Source organism: Chitinimonas naiadis (genome assembly GCF_054780835.1).
Map to the genome: position 1 here is coordinate 142,002 of NZ_BAAGVO010000009.1, position 17,769 is coordinate 159,770.

A 17,769-nucleotide genomic window follows, 5' to 3' on the forward strand; every position below is an offset into this window, starting at 1 on the left:
TCGCTGTTACAAGCTGTAAGAAGTCTTGCTGGTGCGCTTCAGCGCGCGCGGAGCCTGGATCGACCTACCGGCCCGACAAGGCCGCGCGGTACAGGTCCAGATAATGCTGAGCCGGACCGGCCCAGCCAAAGTGCTGCTGCATGGCCTGCCGACGCACCTCACGCCAATGCTGAGGCTTGGCGTGCAGGACAAAACCGCGCCGGACGGCTGCGTCGAAATCAGCCTGGCTGAAGCGTTCGAACACCAGCCCGGTCGCCGTACGGGCGGCAAGGTTTTCCAAGGAGCAATCCTGCACAGTATCCGCCAACCCACCGGTACGGCGAGCCAGCGGCAGGGCGCCGTAGCGCATGCCATACATCTGGGTCAGTCCACAGGGTTCGAAACGGGATGGGACCAGTACCACATCGCTGCCGGCAAAGATCCGGTGCGATAGCGGCTCGTCAAAACCCAGCCGCACCACCACCCGGCCTGCGTATTGCTGCGCCAGCGCGCGGAAACCCTGCTCCAGTTCAGGGTCGCCACTACCCAGCACCACCAGTTGCCCGCCTTGATCCAGCAGGGCCTGCGCACCCGCCAGCACCAGGTTCAGCCCTTTCTGCTCGGTCAGGCGGCTGACCACACCGAACAGCAAGGCCGTCGGCTCGGCCGCCAACCCAAGTTCAGCCTGCAATGCCGCCTTGCAGCGCGCCTTGCCGATAGGCCGTTCGGCATCGAAATGCCCCGGCAGGGTCGGGTCGCTTGCGGGATCCCACAGGGATTCATCCACGCCATTCAATATGCCGCTGAGCACCGTTGCCCGATGCCGCAACAGGCCGTCGAGGCCGCAGCCATGTTCGGGGGTCTGGATTTCCTCGGCATAGCTCGGACTGACCGTCGCGATCCGGTCGCTGTAATACAGACCAGCCTTGATAAAGGACACCTGGCCATGAAACTCCAACCCATCGAGGTGGAAGAACTCGGCTGGCAGGCCCAGCTCCGCATAGCTGCTTGCCGGGAAGGTGCCCTGGTAAGCCAGGTTGTGCACCGTGAACACACTGGCCACCGGCTTGCGGCCATCTCGCACGGCGATCTGCCGCAGATAGGCGGGAACGAGCCCGGCATGCCAGTCATGCCCATGCACAACGGCCGGCCGCCAGTCCGCAGCCAACCCCTCCGCCAACTGGGCCGCCGCCCAGGCCAGCAGGGCGAAGCGACGATGGTTGTCAGGGTAAGGATGCTGGTCGGCATCGGCATATGGATTACCAGTACGGTCGAACAGACCAGGGGCATCGATCACATAGGCCACCAAGCCATTGGGCAGCTTTCCCTGCCAGAGCGTGGCCGTGCTCGCACCGAACAGGCGCGGCAGCGAGCCGATAGCCCGGGCATCCATCAGGCCTGCCCGTATGGCGGGAAAACCGGGCAGCAACACACGGGCATCGACGCCCAGCGCCACCTGCGCCTCGGGAAGCGCGCCTACCACGTCGGCCAGCCCGCCGGTCTTGAGCAGCGGATAACATTCAGCGGCGACGTGAAGGATATTCATCAAATCAACGGTTCCCTGCAAAAACGTGGCGGATACGAATAAGGGATTGCGGCATAGCAGCGCTTCAGACCTTGAGCCCGACCAGCATCTCGCGGGTAATCAATACCACGCCGCCCTCGCTGCGGTAAAAGCGCTTGGCATCCCGGTCGGGGTCCTCGCCCACGACCAGCCCTGCGGGAATCTTGCAGCCACGGTCTATCACCACCTTTTTCAGACGCGCGCCTTGCCCGACTTCCACATCCGGCAACAGCACGGCCTGGTCGATCACGCAATGGGCATGGACACGGACCTTGTTGAACAGCACCGAGTTGGTGACCTGCGCCACCGAAACGATACAGCCGCCAGACACGATGGTGTTGTAGACCCGGTGCTCGCCACCAGCGTCCTGCACGAATTTCGCCGGCGGCAACTGCTCCTGATAGGTCCAGATCGGCCAGTTGCGGTCGTACAGGTCGAGCTCGGGCGTAATGGATGCGAGGTCGAGATTTGCCTCCCAGTAGGCGTCGATCGTCCCGACATCGCGCCAGTATGGCTGGGCATGCGGGTAGCTTGAGACCGACGACAGGCCGAAGGGATGGGCCACCGCCTTGCCGGCGGCGACCGCGGCAGGGATCAGGTTCTTGCCAAAGTCATGCTCACTTTTGGCATCCTGGATATCGTCTTCCAGCAAGCGATACAGATAGTCGGCATCGAAGATGTAGATGCCCATGCTGGCCAGGGCCATGTCCGGCCGATCCGGCATGGCGGGAGGGTGCTCCGGCTTCTCCACGAAGTCGACGATCTTGCGTTGCGCATCGACAGCCATGACACCAAAGGCGCTGGCCTCGGTCAGCGGCACCTCGATACACGCCACGGTGACACCCCCCTTCACACCCAGGGCCTCGAGGCTCTTGACGTGATCGAGCAGCATGCGCGCATAGTCCATCTTGTAGATATGGTCGCCCGCGAGGATCACCACATACTCGGGTCGATAGCTGCGAACGATGTCGAGGTTCTGATAGACCGCATCCGCCGTACCGCGGTACCAACTGTCCTCATCGACGCGCTGCTGGGCCGGCAACAGGTCGATGAATTCGCCCATCTCCGAACGGAACATGGCCCAGCCCCGTTGCAGGTGACGCAACAGGGAGTGGGATTTGTACTGCGTCACCACCCCGATGCGTCGTATGCCGGAATTGAGGCAGTTGGACAGCGCAAAATCGACGATACGGAACTTGCCACCGAAATAGACCGCCGGTTTCGCACGCTTGTCGGTCAGCTGCTTGAGCCGGGAGCCGCGGCCGCCCGCCAGTACCAGGGCAATGCTCCGACGCGGCAGTTGCCGTGCAATGATCAGATCATCCACTTCCATCCCCTACCCTCTATTGGTAGCCCGCCTACGCCGAACGACGCTATCGGGCGCTAGCCGCTGATTGTGTTCTCATCTACAGCATAGGCAGTCATGTCTCACCGCGAAACGCCAACGCACGATTTGCCTGCAGGACGGATCAAGACGGACTCGGCCGATAGCCAACCTTCGTCAAGAGCAGGCCGATCAGTTAGCCGGACATACAAGACCACCCGTATGTAGACCGACCATCAGGTCACCACATCAGCCCGGGAGCGACCGGTACGTGCGGTGATGCCGGCCAACTCTTCGGCCGCCGCGATGACCTGCGCCAGCGCAGCCTGGGTGGGTTGGTGATGCGTGCTCACATCGTCGGAATAACGCTCCAGGTACACCCGCAGAGTCGCCCCTTCGGTTCCGGTCCCGGACAAGCGAAACACCATCCGTGCGCCGCCGTCGAACTCGATGCGCACGCCCTGTTTCTCGCTTAGCGAACCGTCTACCGGATCCACATAGGCAAAATCATCCGCCAGCCCGACGGTCAGGCCTTGAAATACCTGGCCCGGCAAACCGACCAGTTGGTCGCGCAGGGCGGCCATCAACTGATCACCCACTTCCTGCGGCAAGCCTTCGTAGTCGTGGCGCGAGTAGAAGTGCCGGCCAAACTCCGCCCAGTGCGCGCGCACGATCTCGCCGACCGACTGCTGCCTGACTGCCAGCAGATTGAGCCAGGCCAGCGCCGCCCAGACACCATCCTTCTCGCGCACATGGTTGGCGCCGGTGCCGTAGCTTTCCTCGCCACACAACGCGATACGGCCGGCATCGAGCAGGTTGCCAAAGAACTTCCAGCCGGTCGGTACTTCATAGCAATCGAAGCCGCGCACCCGGGCTACCGCATCGACCGCACGCGAGGTCGGCATGGAACGCGCCACGCCGGGCAAGCCATCACGGAACTGCGGTAGCAAGGTCGCGTTGGCCGCCAGCACGGCCAGGCTATCGGACGGCGTCACCACGAAATCACGGCCCAGGATCATGTTGCGGTCCGCGTCACCATCGAAGGCAGCGGCAAAATCGGGCGCCGTTGCGCCACGCATGGCGGCAACCAGCTCTGCGCAATAGACAGGATTCGGGTCCGGATGCCCACCACCGAAGTCCGGTTGTGGGGCCGCATTGCGCACGCTGTTGATCGGCGCACCCAATATGTCTTCGAACAGGCTGACGGCGTACGGGCCACCTACCGCATGCAGGGCATCAAAACGGGCACGATGTCCCGACCTGAGCCAGCGACGGATCGCCTCGAAGTCAAAAAGCTGCTGCATCAACGCCGCATAGTCGGCAACCGGATCGACTACTTCCACCCGCATGCCGTCCAGCACGCTCTCACCGAGCTGTGCCAGGTCGATATCGGCGGCATCGTTGATCGCGTAGGCGGCCAGGCGCTGCGTTTCCGCGTAAATGGCATCGGTCAATTGCTCATTGGCCGGCCCACCGTTGGCCGCATTGAACTTGATGCCAAAGTCACCGTCCGGCCCACCAGGATTATGCGAGGCCGACAAGATGATGCCGCCGGCAGCACCTGCGCTACGGATCAGATGCGAGGCCGCAGGGGTCGACAACAAACCATGCCGTCCGACCAACACGGTAGCTACGCCATGCGCCGCCGCCATCTTCAGGATGGTCTGGACCGCGACGTCATTGTGGTAACGGCCATCGCCGCCCAGTACCAGGGTCGCACCGCGCAACGCCGGAACGGCATTGAAGATCGCCTGGACGAAATTCTCCAGGTAGCCGGCTTGCTGAAATACGGTGACCTTCTTGCGTAGGCCCGAGGTGCCGGGCTTCTGCCCCGAGATCGGATGAGTAGTGATCGTCTTGCTTGTCATGGTAAGTCCTAGACTGTCCGGCCGCGGCGCATGGCGCCCCGGCCCGAGTCCGTTGATGGAATGCATCCCGTCGCACCGGCAAAGCCTGGGCGCGGTCGAGGCGGTCACAGGGATTATCGCCCCGCCCAGCGTCTTCGGTTCCGGATTTTATGGCCGACCATTGCCGAGCCCGACCCGGCAATCCCGGCGTTGCCAGCAAAGATTCACACGATCACAACATTAGCCGTGTTGAATATAACCAACACCTATGATCGGAGCTTTTTGATAGCAGAAAACATCAAGATGACGGAATAGCCCGGTCAATGCTGGCGATATACCCCGCCGCCCCCGCTTTTCGGCAATCGGGCTGAAATAATATATTTGGCATTTATTCATAATGCATACGATGCTTGCAAAGGGAAGCCCCGGCTTTCCACAGTACCGGGCATAAGCGCTGAAACGGCACAATTCTCATATTCGGGGTCAATCCGCCATGGGGTCGCCAAGCGACCTGTATATCTGGCCAGGGATAGAGACTCCGCCATCGCCAAACGTGGGCGATGCGACCGAATTCAATCAGTTGGGATAGCGAAAATGAAAGCAGCACTGTGGAGTGGTTTGCTTGCGGCCTCCTTGTTTGCGCAAGCGGAAACCGGTGTTACCGATAGCGAGATTGTGCTGGGCCAGTCGGCCGCCATGAGTGGCGCCGCCGGGGAACTGGGCAAGGGCGTCAATCGTGGTGCCAAGGCCTACTTCGACCAGATCAACAAGAAGGGCGGCATCAATGGCCGCAAGATCCGTCTTGTCACGCTGGACGATGGCTACGAGCCGGACCGTGCTGCTGCCAACACCAAGAAGCTGATTGAATCGGAGCAGGTCTTCGCCCTGTTCGGCTATGTCGGCACACCAACCTCCAACGCATCATTGCCGCAGGTCAACCAGGCTCGCATCCCCTTCATTGCCCCGTATACCGGCGCTGACAGCCTGCGCAACCCGTTCAACCGCTATGTCTTCAACGTCCGCGCCAGCTATCGCGACGAAGCGGAAGAAATTGCCAGCTCCATGGCCAAGCTCGGCATGACGACGATCAATATCTTCTACCAGGACGACGCCTACGGTCAGTCCGGCCTCAAGGCCATGCAGGATGCCGCCGCCAAGTACAAGATCACGATCAACGCCCTGGCCACGGTAAAGCGTAATAGCGTCGATGTCGCCCGCGCCGTGGACGAACTGGTCGCCAAGAAGCCGGCCAACGCGGTCTTCATGGTCACCGCCTACAAGTCGAGTGCCGCCTTCATCACCGCCGCCCGCGCCCGCAGCTTTATCGGCCCGTTCTACAACGTCAGCTTTGTCGGCACCGAAGCCCTGGTCAACGAGCTCAACAAGGACGGTAGCGGTGTCATGGTCTCGCAGGTCATGCCTTCGCCCTACAACGCCATCAAGCCGGTCGCACTGGACTATCAGAAGGTCCTGAAAGCTGCCGAAGTCGAGAGCGTCGACTACCCCAGCATGGAAGGCTATCTCGGCGCCCGCGTCCTGGTGGAAGGTCTCAAGCGTGCTGGCCGCGACCTCACGCGCGACAAGCTGATCAATGCGCTGGAAGGCCTCGGCGACTACGACCTCGGTGGCTTCCGGGTCAAGTTCTCGGGCAGCAGCCATAACGGTTCGCAATTCATCGACATGACCGTGCTCGACAGCACCGGCAAGATACGCAGCTGATCCCGCACCGCAGGTGTCCCTTCCGGGATGCCTGCCTGCCCTACAGCGCCCGGCCTCCGCCGGGCGTTGTCGTTCCTGCCGGTAGTATTGCCATCGGCAGCCACCCTGTCAGCCAAAAGCGGGCTAGGCCGTTATGCAACTGTTACCACTACTTACATACCCGGCGTCGGCAGCAAAACCTCAGCAACGTACCCGCGCTAACTTGCAGGTACCACCTGACACCTAGGCGACAAGGCCATGCTTACCTCCCCCCTTCACGGCAAATGCCTGCTGACCCTCGTCGTGACGAGCCTGCTCTGCGCCTGCGCCACGCCGCCTCGGCACAGCTATCGCACGGTCCGCCAGGTCGACGCCGCACCACTGCCGTCCAGCAAGGTCTACTTCTATCCGGATCGTGGCCAGTCACCCGAGCAACAGGACAGGGATCGCTACGAATGCAATGGCTGGGCCGTCAAGCAAAGTGGTTACGATCCCAGCCTGCCACAAGTCACAAGCCGCCGCGTGGTTGTCGGGACCGACCCGGAGCCCGGACGTGATACGGCCGCCGGCACGGTCGTCGGTGCCATGATCGGCGCTGTCGCATCGGACCCGCACCATACTGCGGAAGGCATGGCCATCGGCGCATTGGCCGGCGCCGTACTCGGTGCCGTCTCCGACCAGCAGCGCAAGGATGCCGTCGACCAGACACAGCGTGTTGCCATGGACCGGGAACAAAGTCGTAGCGCAAGGCTCGCAGGCAATATCAACGAATACCGTCGTGCCATGAGCGCCTGCCTGTCCGGCCGGGGCTACACGGTGCGCTAGGAGAGCAATATGCTAGGCCGCCATTCCCCCTCTACCCTGCTGTTACTGGTCATCAGTACCCTGGGCTCGCTCGCTTACGCCGCACCACAGGACAATAACGATGCTCGCGGCCGCGGCGACCGCGGTGAGGGCCGCCAGTTCGAGCGTAACAACCGCGAGCAGATCGCCCCGTTCCGCAATGAAAACGACCAGAACAATCGCACGCAGCAACGCATAGACCGCACACCGCCAGTGCGACCGGAGCCGGTGCAGCCCAGCCCGCCACGTCCGGGCCGGCCCGATCGCCCGGACCGCCCCGGCGGTGGCCATTGGGATCATGACAACCGCCCAAGCTATAACGGACCGCATGGCTATCCAGTCAATCGCTGGTACGGGCCTCGCACCTCGGTTCATATAGGCTACCGCCCCAGTTTCGGTACCCGCTTCACGGTGCTGCCTTATGGTTACCGTACCGTCTGGGTTTCCGGCCTGACCTACTATGTGGCAGACGATATCTATTACCGCCGGGAGGCAGACAACTACGTCGTGGTCAGCCCGCCGGACCGGGAGTTCGACGACGATGCACCCTCATCCGGCAGCACGGATCAGGAACCGTACATCTACCCGAACAGAGGCCAGGACGACAAACAGCAGGCCCTGGACCGCTACGAATGCCATCGCTGGGCGGTAAAGCAGACCGGCTTCGACCCGACTGAACCCGAAGGGGGTGTCGATCGGCGTGACGCCCTGCAGAAGCGGGATGACTATCGCCGCGCCGAATCGGCCTGCCTGGAAGGCCGCGGCTACACTGTACGTTGACGTGTCGTCGCAAAAGCGCCGGACGGATTCAAGAGAGGGGCCGGGAGAGCAGCCAGTGCGCTTCCGGCAAGCCGTCCTCGTCCAGCCGCTCCAACAGCGGTAGAAAACCGAGTTTGCCGAGTACCGCCAGTGAACCGAGATTCGTCGGATCGACGGTGGCAATGATGTCGTCCAGTGCAGTGTGCCGCCAGGCCCAATCGGTCATTGCACCGGCCAGTTCCGTCGCGTAGCCCTTGCCCCAGCAATCCGGCTTCAGCGCGTAGATGATCTCCGCCCGGGCTGGCAGCAAGGCATTGTCGGTATGGATCAGTCCGGCCCACCCCATGACAGTACCGCCATCCCGCGCGGTGACGGCATGGGTGCCATAACCCCAACGCGCCAGGTTGCCATTGGCCTTCTCGATCCAGTCAGCCGTTGCCTCACGGCTCAGCAGACTGCCATCGCCCACCCAGCGCATAACATCTGCATTCGCAGTCAGCGCCGCAAAATCGTCCAGGTCTTGCGCCCTCCAGGGCCGTAGTCGCAACCGCGCGGTATCGATCCACACTGTCATATCCAGCCCACCTCCGTCATCCGGGCCGGCACCCGCACGCCGCCCCCGTCGAAAATGAAAAGGGCGATGCAGCCGCATCGCCCCGCCTGAGCAGTCTACTGCCTCAGGAACCGAGGTGCTTCTTGAAGAAGCGCTCCATCGCCTCATAGGCCTCGAAGCGATTTTCCTGGTTGCGGAAACCATGCCCTTCGTTGTCCTTGACGATGTACTCCACCTCCACGCCCCGCTGCTTCAATGCATTGACGATCTGGTCAGACTCGGCAATGTTGACGCGCGGGTCCTTGGCACCCTGCAGCACAAGGAGGGGGGCCTTGATCTTGTCGACATGGAATACTGGCGATGCAGCCTGCAGCAGGTCCTTGTCGCGCTCCGGATCCCCGACCATTTCATGCAGCTGGTCCAGCATGGGCTTCCAGTAGGCCGGGATGGTATTCATGAAGGTAAACAGATTGCTGACCCCCACATAGTCGACCGCACAGGCATACAGGTCAGGCGTGAAGGCCGCGCCGGCCAGCGTGGCGTAACCACCGTAGCTGCCACCGTAGATACAGATGCGCTTGGGGTCGGCCATGCCCTCCTTGACCAGGTAGTCGACGCCATCGGTCACGTCATCCTGCATCTTCTTGCCCCATTGCTTGAATGAGGCCTGCCAGAATTCCTTGCCGTAACCGGTCGAGCCGCGGAAGTTCATCTGCAATACCGCATAGCCACGGTTGGCCAGGAACTGCACTTCCGGGTTGAAGCCCCAGCTATCCCGCGCCCACGGGCCGCCGTGCGGATTGACGATGACCGGCAGATCACGCGCATTGCGGCCCGCCGGCAGTGTCAGGTAACCATGGATGGTGAGGCCATCCCGACTCTTGTACTGGATAGGCTTGATGCTGGCCATCTGCGCCTCCGGCAGCCACGGCGTCACCTCCGCCAGTTTCTCCAGCTTGTCAGCCCTCGGGTCATAGTAGTAACGGGTGCCGCGGGTACGGTCGTTATAGGTCGAGACGATCCAGGCATCCTCGTTGCGGTTGCCTTGGAGGTTAATCTCATAGCCCGGCAACTTGGTCTGCAGCTTGGCGATCAACTGCTCGGTCTGCGTATCGAAGAAATGCCGTTCATGCTTCCAGGTCTCGAAAGTCGCGGCCGTCAGCACCTTGCGCTTCTTGGAATAGAGCAGGCCATCCACGTCCACGTCATCTCGCTGGTAGACAACCTTGAGTTCCTTGCCGGTAGCGGGGTCCAGCTCGACGATGGCGACCTTGTCGCGCCCGAGGTTGGACGCGGCATACAAACGCTGGTTATCGAAGGTAAAGAACAGCGGCTGGACCTGATCCTTGAAACTGGTGGTCAGCACCACCTTGAACGGCGATTTTTCGTCCGCCCGGTACAGCAGGGAGCCATTCACACCGTCGGTCGTCTGCGCCATGCGGATACGCCCGGCGTGATCGGTGATCCAGCCGGTGATGTTGCCGGGGTTTTCCGCCACCAGCGTCAGCTTGCCGGTCTTGACGTTGAGCCGGTAGGCATCGAACACCTCGGCCTTGCGCTTGTTCAGCCCAAGCAGAACATCCGTAGGGTGGTCCTGCAGATCGTCGATCAATTCCGCCCGCACCTTGTCGAAAGGTGTCAGGTCCTTGGTCGACTTGCCGTCGCGATCCACCGCGTACAGGTGGAAATTCTCATCGCCGCCATTGTCCTTAAGGAACAGCAGGTGATCGTTACCCTTCCAGAAGTACTGCCGGATATCCCTGTCCTTGACCGCCGTAATCTGTTTCGCTTCGCCACCGCGCGCCATCACATGGATATTGAGCCGGTTGTCGACCGGCTTGGTGAAAGAGATGTAGCGACCATCCGGCGACAGCAGGAAATTGGTCTTTTCCGGGTTCTTGAAAAAATCACGCACCGGGATGATGGCAGCAGGCTCGGCAAACGCCGGCATGGCGACGAACAAGCCGGCGATAGCGGCAGCAAGAATACGCTTCATGCAGTTTCTCCTGGTTGGTTCACCTTGCAGGGTGATGATTCATAGTAAACATACCAATAAGTATGTTCAATCGAATACCCATCGCAAGCGCTCGCATTGCGCTAATCGCAACAAGCCCGTCAGGTTCACCCAGACGAAAATCCGCGATGACGGGTACCAGCAGGCCAACAGTTGCAGCCTATCGTGCCTGCAGAACCGCCAGTCAAAGCGCCAGGGTAGCAATCACCGGCGCATGGTCGCTCGGCCGTTCATGCTTGCGCGGCACCTTGTCGATTTCGCAGGCTTTGCAAGCCTGAGCCAGTGGCGTGGACAACAGGACATGGTCGATACGCAGGCCGGCGTTGCGACGAAAACCCGCCGCCCGGTAGTCCCACCAGCTGAACGCCTTCTCCTCCTGGTCAAACAACCGGAAGCTATCCACCAGGCCCAGACCGATCAGCTTCTGGAAGCGCTCCCGCTCGGGCGGGCTGACCAGGACATCGCCAGCCCACTTGGCAGGGTCGTGGACGTCACGATCCTCAGGAGCAATATTGTAGTCGCCGACCAGGGCCAGCTTGGGGTAGCGGGCCAGTTCGCTCTCGGTCCAGGCGATCAGCGCATCCAGCCAGGCCAGCTTGTAGGGGTACTTTTCCGAATCCAGCGCCTGGCCGTTCACCACATAGGCGCCGATCACGCGCACGCCGTTGACGGTCGCTGCGATCACCCGCTTCTGCGGATCCTCGAAATTCGGCAGGTTGTACTGCACGTCTTCCAGCGGCGCCCGGGCAATCAGGGCGACGCCGTTGTAGGTCTTCTGGCCGATAAAGGCGACATGGAAACCCGCCGCTTCGATCTCGGCCTGCGGGAAGGCGTGGTCCTCAAGCTTGGTCTCCTGCAGCGCCAGCACCGTCAGTTCCGGCCGGGCTGCGAGCCAGTCGAGCACCTGCGGCAAGCGGACTTTCAGCGAATTAACGTTCCAGGTAGCAATCTGCATAGCGATGAATCCTGTGAGGGACCTTGGTAATGCCGCGCCGCACGGCCGCGGCGGAGCAGGGAAATGGATCAACGACGGAGCCGCAATCAGGTACGCCGCACGCCGTACCGGCAAAGCGACATCTCAAGCCGGCGTAAGCGGACGTATTCTAGCGCGGCGCCAAAATGCAAAACGGTGGCATAGCCACCGTTTTCTATCATCTCACGCCGAAACTCAAGGATTCTTGGTCACGGCAGGCTGCCCCGCGGGCTGCGCCTGTCCCTTCAGCGTCGGATCAGGCGTCTTGCCATAGCCACCGGCATCCAGCGCAGCCTCCCAGCCGCTGCCATCCTGATAACCCTTGAGTACCTTGTCGCCGACCTGCAGCACCGGTACGACAGCCTCGCCGGCAATCTTTTTCAACTGATCGAGGTCAGCCTGGCTGGCCTGTGGATTACGCAAGCTGTAAGGCACACCGCGCTTGGCCAGAAGGGCTCGCGCATTGTCACACTGCTCGCCGCAATTGTTGCTCCACAGAATGACCGGATTCTTGCGTATCGCCTCCCGGGTCAGGAAATTGCCACCGCTGGTCTGCATGACATTTGCCTTGACGTCCTTGGTCTCCGCCTTCTGCCCCGGGGGCGGCTGGTCAGAAAACACGATATTGCCGTTGGCATCCTTGTACTGATAGACCTTCGCGGCCTGTGCGAATGGCATCAATGCGGCGAGAATAAGAGTAAGTAAAACAGCACGCTTCATGGGGAACTCCGAACACCTGGACGGCGATGACGTTGGAATTATATGCGAAGCCAGAGGTCTAGCGTGAAGGCTTTCGTAAACAAGTATTTCTCCATCATTAGCATACCGCTGGTGCGGCGCCAGATTTGCCGGCATGGCATGCGATAATCCGCCCTATCTTCCAACGACCCAACGCACCAGACAGCCCGCTTTCATGCCGCTCCCGACGCTCAACCTGATCGGCCCCGGTCGCCTTGGCCGCACCCTGGCAAGGCTCTGGCATCGCCACGGCCTGTTGAAAATTACCGGCATCCAGGCCCGCCAGACCAGCACGGTGCAAACCGCGCTGACCGAGATCGGTGCCGGTGAGGACTGCGCCGGAGCCCACTTGCCAGCCAGCGACTTCCTGTTGATCGCGACACCTGACAACATCATGGCAACGGTGGTACAGGGGCTGCTGCAAGGCCCCGCTCTGCAACCTGGCTGCGTCGTATTCCATGCCAGCGGCGCACTGGGTAGCGACATCCTGGCCCCCTTGCGCGAGCAAGGTGCGCTGATCGCCAGCGTCCACCCTTTGAAATCATTTGTACCGGGCAATACCGATACCGACCTTGCCGGCACCTGGTGCGCCTGCGAGGGCGATGCCGCAGCCCTGCTGAAGCTTGCGCCCCTGTTCGACGCCCTGGGCGCCCATCGGTTCAGTATCGATCCACAGCACAAGACCCTCTATCACGCCGGTGCCGTCCTGGCCTGCAATGACCTGGTCGCACTAATGGAAGCCGCCCTGCGCTGCATGAGTGCCGCCGGCGTGGATCGAAACATCGCCTGGCCAGCACTCCGCCCGTTGATCAACGGCACCCTGGATAACCTGGACAGGCTGTCCACGACAGCGGCGCTGACCGGCCCTGTCGCCCGCGGCGACCACGCCACGGTCGCCCGGCAGTTGACCGCGACCCAGGCGCTGGACCCTGCCGTTGCCGACGCCTATCGCGCACTCGCCGCGCTGGCGCTACAACTGGCAAAGCTCGAACCGGAGCAGGCCAGGTCACTGGGCCAATTGCTGGAGACCCATCATGGCTGACTGGAACCTGCAACCCATCGGCCGACTGGAAAGTTGCTTCAAGGAAAAGTTCGCCATCCCGCGCCAACCCGGCCTGTGCCCGTCAGCAGAAGCCACCCTGCACCTCTTGCCGCCCTATGACCAGGCCGACGCCGTGCGTGGCCTGGAACAGTTCAGCCATGTCTGGCTGATGTTCGTCTTTCATGAGACCGCCCACCAAGGCTGGCGTCCGACAGTGCGCCCGCCCAAGCTGGGCGGGAACCAGCGGGTCGGCGTCTTCGCCACCCGCTCGACCTTCCGGCCGAATCCGATCGGCCTGTCTGTCGCCCGCCTGACCGGCATCGACACCGATCATGGCGTACGCCTCCACCTGGCCGGTGCCGATCTTCTGGATGGCACCCCCATCCTCGATATCAAACCCTACCTGCCCTACGCCGACGCCATCGATAACGCCTCCAACGGCTACGCCGATGACGGTGCCAGCCCCTTGCCGGTTCACTACAGCCAGGCGGCCGACAGCGCCTTGTTGACCTGGCAGCGCCGCCACCCCAAGCTGCGCAGCCTGATTACCGAAGTACTGGCCCAGGATCCACGTCCCGGCTACGCCGACGATCCGCTACGCGAATACGGCATGACGCTCTACGAACTCAACATCAAGTGGCGCTGCGATGCTGCCGGCGCCTGGGTCACCTCGATCACACCACTATGAGCCTGGACTTCAGCCTGCTCGCCAAGACCGTCAGCAGCCGCCTGGCCAAGCTCGGCATCAAACGCCCGTTCGATCTGGTCCTGCACCTGCCCTTGCGCTACGAAGACGAAACCCACCTGTTTCGCATCGTCGACGCTCCCATGGGGTCACCGGTCCTGGTGGAGGGTGCCGTGGTCCACGCCGAGGTGAGTTTCCGGCCGCGCCGCCAACTGGTCGCCCGAATCGAGGACGGCAGCGGCGAACTCTATGTCCGCCTGCTCAACTTCTACCCGAGCCAGCAGCAACAACTGGCCGTCGGGCGGCGGGTACGGCTGCTCGGCGAGATCCGGCGAGGCTTCTTCGGCGACGAAATGGTGCACCCCAAGGTGCGCAGTGTGAGTGAGCATACCGCCCTGGCCGATGCGTTGACCCCTGTCTATCCGACGGTCAACGGCCTCGCCCAGCCGGCCCTGCGCAAACTGATCGGCATGGCGCTCAGGCAATGCGAGCTCAGTGACACCCTGCCGCCCAACGTGCTGCATGACCTCAATCTGATGCCCTTCGGCGCGGCCGTCAGGTTGCTGCACCACCCCACGCCGGATATCGCCCAGCGCGCACTCAGTGAGCGTACCCACGCTGCCTGGCTGCGGCTGAAGTTCGATGAGCTGCTGGCCCAGCAGCTGTCCATGCGGCAGGCCTACCAGCGTCGCCGTGAACAATCCGCCCCCGTATTGCGCCCCAAGGGCCAACTGGCCAGCCAACTGGTCGCCAGCCTGCCTTTTGGCCTGACCGGCGCACAGGACCGGGTGCTCAGCGAAATCCGTCACGACCTGGCCTCGCCGCATCCCATGCAGCGATTGCTGCAGGGAGATGTTGGCGCCGGCAAGACCATCGTCGCCGCACTGGCGGCACTGGATGCCATTGAAGCAGGCTATCAGGCCGCCCTGATGGCTCCGACCGAGATTCTCGCCGAGCAGCACTACAAGAAGCTGTCGCAATGGCTCAAGCCACTCGGCATCGACGTCGTCTGGCTCGCAGGCTCGCTCAAGCCCAAGGCCAAGGCCGCTGCGATCGAGCAGGTGGAAAGCGGCACAGCCCGCCTGGCTGTCGGCACCCACGCGCTGTTCCAGGAGTCCGTCACCTTCGCCAAGCTGGGGCTGGCCATCGTCGATGAACAACATCGCTTTGGCGTCCATCAGCGGCTGGCCCTGCGCGGCAAGGGCGGCTCCCCGCACCAGCTGATGATGTCCGCTACGCCCATCCCGCGCACCCTGGCCATGAGCTACTACGCCGACCTCGATGTCAGCGTGATCGATGAGCTCCCGCCCGGCCGGACGCCGATCAAGACCCGCCTGGTCAACGACGCACGGCGCGAGGAGATGATCGAGTACGTCCGCAAGGTCGGCCATGAAGGCCGGCAGGCTTACTGGGTCTGCCCGCTGATCGAAGAATCCGAAGCGCTGGAACTGCAGACCGCACTCGACACGCACACCGCCCTCGCCGAGGCATTGCCGGAATTCAAGGTTGGCCTGGTGCATGGTCGCCTCAAGCCCGTCGAGAAAGCAGAAGCCATGGCGGCGTTTGCAGCCAACGAGACGCAAGTCCTGGTAGCGACCACGGTGATTGAAGTCGGGGTGGATGTCCCCAATGCCACGCTGATGGTGATCGAGCACGCCGAGCGCATGGGCCTCGCCCAGTTGCACCAGTTGCGCGGCCGGGTCGGTCGTGGCGCGCTGGAATCGAGCTGCATCCTGCTATATAGCGGCCCGCTGGGCGAGATTGCCAAGCAACGCCTCAAGGTCATCTTCGAGACCACCGACGGCTTCGTGATCGCACGCGAAGACCTGAACATCCGAGGTCCCGGGGAGTTTCTCGGCGCCCGCCAATCGGGCGTCCCCATGCTGCGCTTTGCCGATCTGGAGCGTGATACCGACCTGCTGGAACAGGCCCGCGATGTTGCCGGTCAGCTGCTGGAACGCGCACCGATGGTCGCCGAGGCCCATCTCAATCGCTGGCTGGCCGGGCGCGAGGAACTGTTGAAAGCCTGACCGCGGTCCCGGCCATCCCAATGGGAAATAATTCCCAAGCCGCCTGAACCACTGTCCGAGGCAATGTCTTCTACGATATAAATGCGAAAACCACCCGGCAAGGCCTACCGCTCGCCGCATGCCCAGATCGCTGCTTATCCTCCTGCTTTTGCTGCTGAGCGCTGCTCAGGCAGCCGAGAATCGCCTGCGGCTTGGCGTGATTGCGGTCGCCCCCTATGGTTACGAAGACAACCAGGGCAAACCGGACGGCGCCTTCTATCAATTGATGCAGCGCCTTGCGCAGCGCGCCGGACTGCCTGCGGACACCGCGCTTTACCCACCCGCCCGACTGTATGCGCTGATGCAACATCACCAGCTGGATATGGCAATCAGCAGTTTGCGACTCGACCAGCAGATGGGCATGAGCAACCTCGGCAAGGTAGCCGAGATGGAAGGCATCCTGCTATACCGCCAGCAATTGCCCATCGCACCCAAGGCACTGCCTGATTTCAAGCCCTACCTCATCGGCCGCCTGACCAACAGCTGCCCGGTACTGCAGCGGGAAGGGTACCGGTATTATGATTTGAGTGATTACAAACAGGGTGTTCGCATGCTGGCAGCCGGTCGGCTGGATGCACTGTGCGGCGACTCTGGCGCCCTGGGTCACATGACCCGGGCCGAACTGGGTAGCGGCCAGGCATTTGCGCCGCCGTTTGTCTTCCTGAGAACCGACGTATATGTATTTGCAAACCCCACGCTGAGCCCGGCCGTACGGGAAAAGCTGGCCAACAGCATGGCAGCCCTCAATCGGGAAGGAGAAACCTTGCGGATCCTCGATCGCTACATCCACCAGGCCGCGGTCGACCCGGCAAGAAAGCAGCCATGAGTACCGACAAACTGCTCGAACAGATCGCCCAATGGCGCCAGCGGCAACCCAATGCAGAAACCGGGGGGCTCATACGCTGGACGGTAGAGGACCTGCCGGCCGGCTGGATCAACCGGGAGATGGCCAATCGTTTACTCGAAAGCGGATTGTTCCTTCAGATCGAGGGAGGGCTCGCCCTCAACGAAGAGCTCGGCGGTCCGATCAGCCGCAGCCATGCCCTGCAATGCCTGGCCGAAGTACTGCACGGCGAAGGCCTGCTGAACGGGTGGCGCGGCGAAGCCTATGACTGGCTGGATGACTGGGGCCGTGCCCGCTTCAGCCTGGAGCGTGCCGCTTTTCGTCCATTGGGCCTTTGTAGCCGGGCGGTGCACGTCAACGGCTATATCGAGGATGGCGGCCTGTGGCTGGCGCGCCGCGCCGAGCACAAGGCGGTCGACCCCGGCCTGCTCGACAACCTCACGGCCGGCGGCATCAGCAGTGGGGAGACCGTCGGCGATTGCCTGGTCCGGGAACTGGCCGAAGAAGCCGGCATACCAGCCTGGCTAGCTGGCTTCGCTCGTCCGGTCGGCATGGTGCGCTCCCGTAGACTGGAAGCAGACGGCCTGCACGACGAACTGCTGTACTGCTACGACCTCGCGCTCCCGCCCGACTTCGTGCCAGTCAATACCGACGGCGAGGTCAGCAGCTTCGAATTGGTCGATCCCCTGACGCTCGGTGATCGGCTCGACGAGATGACCTGGGATGCAGCAGCGGTGACCGTGGACTGGCTGATGCGCTGGATAGCAGGCGAGGTATAACGGTCTGCCGGCTCGCTGTGGCCGGGACGACACGGCATAATTGCGCTTTGGCCCACAG

15 protein-coding genes are annotated in these 17,769 nt (G+C 62.3%); 8 read left to right on the forward strand and 7 right to left on the reverse strand.

Features of this window, described 5'->3' with window-relative positions:
- Positions 1-64: 64 nt before the first annotated feature.
- The 3 genes from glgA to ACYVHK_RS23815 all read right to left on the reverse strand — a co-directional run bounded on the left by glgA (position 65) and on the right by ACYVHK_RS23815 (position 4,735).
- Positions 65-1,525, reverse strand: coding sequence for a glycogen synthase (glgA, locus tag ACYVHK_RS23805; RefSeq protein ID WP_460537395.1), 1,461 nt, complete (start codon positions 1,523-1,525; stop codon positions 65-67).
- 64 nt (positions 1,526-1,589) lie between these two features.
- Positions 1,590-2,876, reverse strand: a complete 1,287-nt coding sequence (gene glgC, locus ACYVHK_RS23810; RefSeq protein WP_460537397.1) for a glucose-1-phosphate adenylyltransferase — start codon at positions 2,874-2,876, stop codon at positions 1,590-1,592.
- 227 nt (positions 2,877-3,103) lie between these two features.
- Positions 3,104-4,735, reverse strand: coding sequence for a phosphohexomutase domain-containing protein (locus tag ACYVHK_RS23815; RefSeq protein WP_460537399.1), 1,632 nt, complete (start codon positions 4,733-4,735; stop codon positions 3,104-3,106).
- A 573-nt stretch (positions 4,736-5,308) separates the two neighbouring features.
- Here ACYVHK_RS23815 and ACYVHK_RS23820 point away from each other — a divergent pair.
- The 3 genes from ACYVHK_RS23820 to ACYVHK_RS23830 all read left to right on the forward strand — a co-directional run bounded on the left by ACYVHK_RS23820 (position 5,309) and on the right by ACYVHK_RS23830 (position 8,035).
- Complete coding sequence (locus ACYVHK_RS23820) at positions 5,309-6,433, forward strand: ABC transporter substrate-binding protein (RefSeq protein WP_460537401.1); 1,125 nt, start codon at positions 5,309-5,311, stop codon at positions 6,431-6,433.
- 237 nt (positions 6,434-6,670) lie between these two features.
- The gene (locus ACYVHK_RS23825; RefSeq protein WP_460537403.1) at positions 6,671-7,237 is read left to right on the forward strand and encodes a glycine zipper 2TM domain-containing protein; all 567 of its coding nucleotides are present in this window, start codon (positions 6,671-6,673) and stop codon (positions 7,235-7,237) included.
- 9 nt (positions 7,238-7,246) lie between these two features.
- A complete protein-coding gene (locus ACYVHK_RS23830; RefSeq protein ID WP_460537405.1) occupies positions 7,247-8,035 on the forward strand; it encodes a hypothetical protein in 789 nt (262 codons plus the stop codon).
- A gap of 28 nt (positions 8,036-8,063) precedes the next feature.
- Here the strand turns inward: ACYVHK_RS23830 and ACYVHK_RS23835 are convergent, their stop codons facing one another.
- The 4 genes from ACYVHK_RS23835 to ACYVHK_RS23850 all read right to left on the reverse strand — a co-directional run bounded on the left by ACYVHK_RS23835 (position 8,064) and on the right by ACYVHK_RS23850 (position 12,274).
- Positions 8,064-8,588, reverse strand: a complete 525-nt coding sequence (locus ACYVHK_RS23835; RefSeq protein ID WP_460537407.1) for a GNAT family N-acetyltransferase — start codon at positions 8,586-8,588, stop codon at positions 8,064-8,066.
- 103 nt (positions 8,589-8,691) lie between these two features.
- Positions 8,692-10,563, reverse strand: coding sequence for a S9 family peptidase (locus tag ACYVHK_RS23840; protein WP_460537409.1), 1,872 nt, complete (start codon positions 10,561-10,563; stop codon positions 8,692-8,694).
- A gap of 202 nt (positions 10,564-10,765) precedes the next feature.
- Entirely contained in the window at positions 10,766-11,536 is a 771-nt protein-coding gene (xth, locus tag ACYVHK_RS23845; protein ID WP_460537411.1) for an exodeoxyribonuclease III, read from the reverse strand.
- Positions 11,537-11,749: 213 nt separating this feature from the next.
- Complete coding sequence (locus tag ACYVHK_RS23850) at positions 11,750-12,274, reverse strand: DUF4124 domain-containing protein (protein ID WP_460537413.1); 525 nt, start codon at positions 12,272-12,274, stop codon at positions 11,750-11,752.
- A gap of 193 nt (positions 12,275-12,467) precedes the next feature.
- Here ACYVHK_RS23850 and ACYVHK_RS23855 point away from each other — a divergent pair, with 193 nt between their 5' ends.
- The 5 genes from ACYVHK_RS23855 to ACYVHK_RS23875 all read left to right on the forward strand — a co-directional run bounded on the left by ACYVHK_RS23855 (position 12,468) and on the right by ACYVHK_RS23875 (position 17,711).
- Positions 12,468-13,334 carry a Rossmann-like and DUF2520 domain-containing protein gene (locus ACYVHK_RS23855; RefSeq protein ID WP_460537415.1) on the forward strand — a complete coding sequence of 289 codons (867 nt, stop codon included), beginning with the start codon at positions 12,468-12,470 and terminating at the stop codon, positions 13,332-13,334.
- Positions 13,327-14,022, forward strand: coding sequence for a tRNA (N6-threonylcarbamoyladenosine(37)-N6)-methyltransferase (gene tsaA / locus ACYVHK_RS23860; RefSeq protein ID WP_460537417.1), 696 nt, complete (start codon positions 13,327-13,329; stop codon positions 14,020-14,022). Before ACYVHK_RS23855 ends, tsaA begins: the two co-directional genes overlap by 8 nt.
- Positions 14,019-16,049: an ATP-dependent DNA helicase RecG gene (gene recG, locus ACYVHK_RS23865; protein WP_460537419.1), complete on the forward strand. Its 2,031-nt coding sequence runs from the start codon at positions 14,019-14,021 to the stop codon at positions 16,047-16,049. The genes tsaA and recG overlap by 4 nt, the downstream gene beginning before the upstream one ends.
- A 118-nt stretch (positions 16,050-16,167) precedes the next feature.
- Positions 16,168-16,914 carry a substrate-binding periplasmic protein gene (locus ACYVHK_RS23870; protein WP_460537421.1) on the forward strand — a complete coding sequence of 249 codons (747 nt, stop codon included), beginning with the start codon at positions 16,168-16,170 and terminating at the stop codon, positions 16,912-16,914.
- Entirely contained in the window at positions 16,911-17,711 is an 801-nt protein-coding gene (locus ACYVHK_RS23875; RefSeq protein ID WP_460537424.1) for an NUDIX hydrolase, read from the forward strand. The genes ACYVHK_RS23870 and ACYVHK_RS23875 overlap by 4 nt, the downstream gene beginning before the upstream one ends.
- Positions 17,712-17,769: the final 58 nt, after the last annotated feature.

Excerpts from the sequence above, each read along its gene's own strand:
- xth (WP_460537411.1), bottom strand. The coding sequence starts at position 11,536 with ATGCAGATTGCTACCTGGAACGTTAATTCGCTGAAAGTCCGCTTGCCG.
- ACYVHK_RS23830 (WP_460537405.1), top strand. The coding sequence starts at position 7,247 with ATGCTAGGCCGCCATTCCCCCTCTACCCTGCTGTTACTGGTCATCAGT.
- ACYVHK_RS23855 (WP_460537415.1), top strand. The coding sequence starts at position 12,468 with ATGCCGCTCCCGACGCTCAACCTGATCGGCCCCGGTCGCCTTGGCCGC.
- glgC (WP_460537397.1), bottom strand. The coding sequence starts at position 2,876 with ATGGAAGTGGATGATCTGATCATTGCACGGCAACTGCCGCGTCGGAGC.
- ACYVHK_RS23850 (WP_460537413.1), bottom strand. The coding sequence starts at position 12,274 with ATGAAGCGTGCTGTTTTACTTACTCTTATTCTCGCCGCATTGATGCCA.
- ACYVHK_RS23815 (WP_460537399.1), bottom strand. The coding sequence starts at position 4,735 with ATGACAAGCAAGACGATCACTACTCATCCGATCTCGGGGCAGAAGCCC.
- tsaA (WP_460537417.1), top strand. The coding sequence starts at position 13,327 with ATGGCTGACTGGAACCTGCAACCCATCGGCCGACTGGAAAGTTGCTTC.
- glgA (WP_460537395.1), bottom strand. The coding sequence starts at position 1,525 with ATGAATATCCTTCACGTCGCCGCTGAATGTTATCCGCTGCTCAAGACC.
- ACYVHK_RS23875 (WP_460537424.1), top strand. The coding sequence starts at position 16,911 with ATGAGTACCGACAAACTGCTCGAACAGATCGCCCAATGGCGCCAGCGG.
- ACYVHK_RS23870 (WP_460537421.1), top strand. The coding sequence starts at position 16,168 with ATGCCCAGATCGCTGCTTATCCTCCTGCTTTTGCTGCTGAGCGCTGCT.
- ACYVHK_RS23825 (WP_460537403.1), top strand. The coding sequence starts at position 6,671 with ATGCTTACCTCCCCCCTTCACGGCAAATGCCTGCTGACCCTCGTCGTG.
- ACYVHK_RS23840 (WP_460537409.1), bottom strand. The coding sequence starts at position 10,563 with ATGAAGCGTATTCTTGCTGCCGCTATCGCCGGCTTGTTCGTCGCCATG.
- ACYVHK_RS23820 (WP_460537401.1), top strand. The coding sequence starts at position 5,309 with ATGAAAGCAGCACTGTGGAGTGGTTTGCTTGCGGCCTCCTTGTTTGCG.
- ACYVHK_RS23835 (WP_460537407.1), bottom strand. The coding sequence starts at position 8,588 with ATGACAGTGTGGATCGATACCGCGCGGTTGCGACTACGGCCCTGGAGG.
- recG (WP_460537419.1), top strand. The coding sequence starts at position 14,019 with ATGAGCCTGGACTTCAGCCTGCTCGCCAAGACCGTCAGCAGCCGCCTG.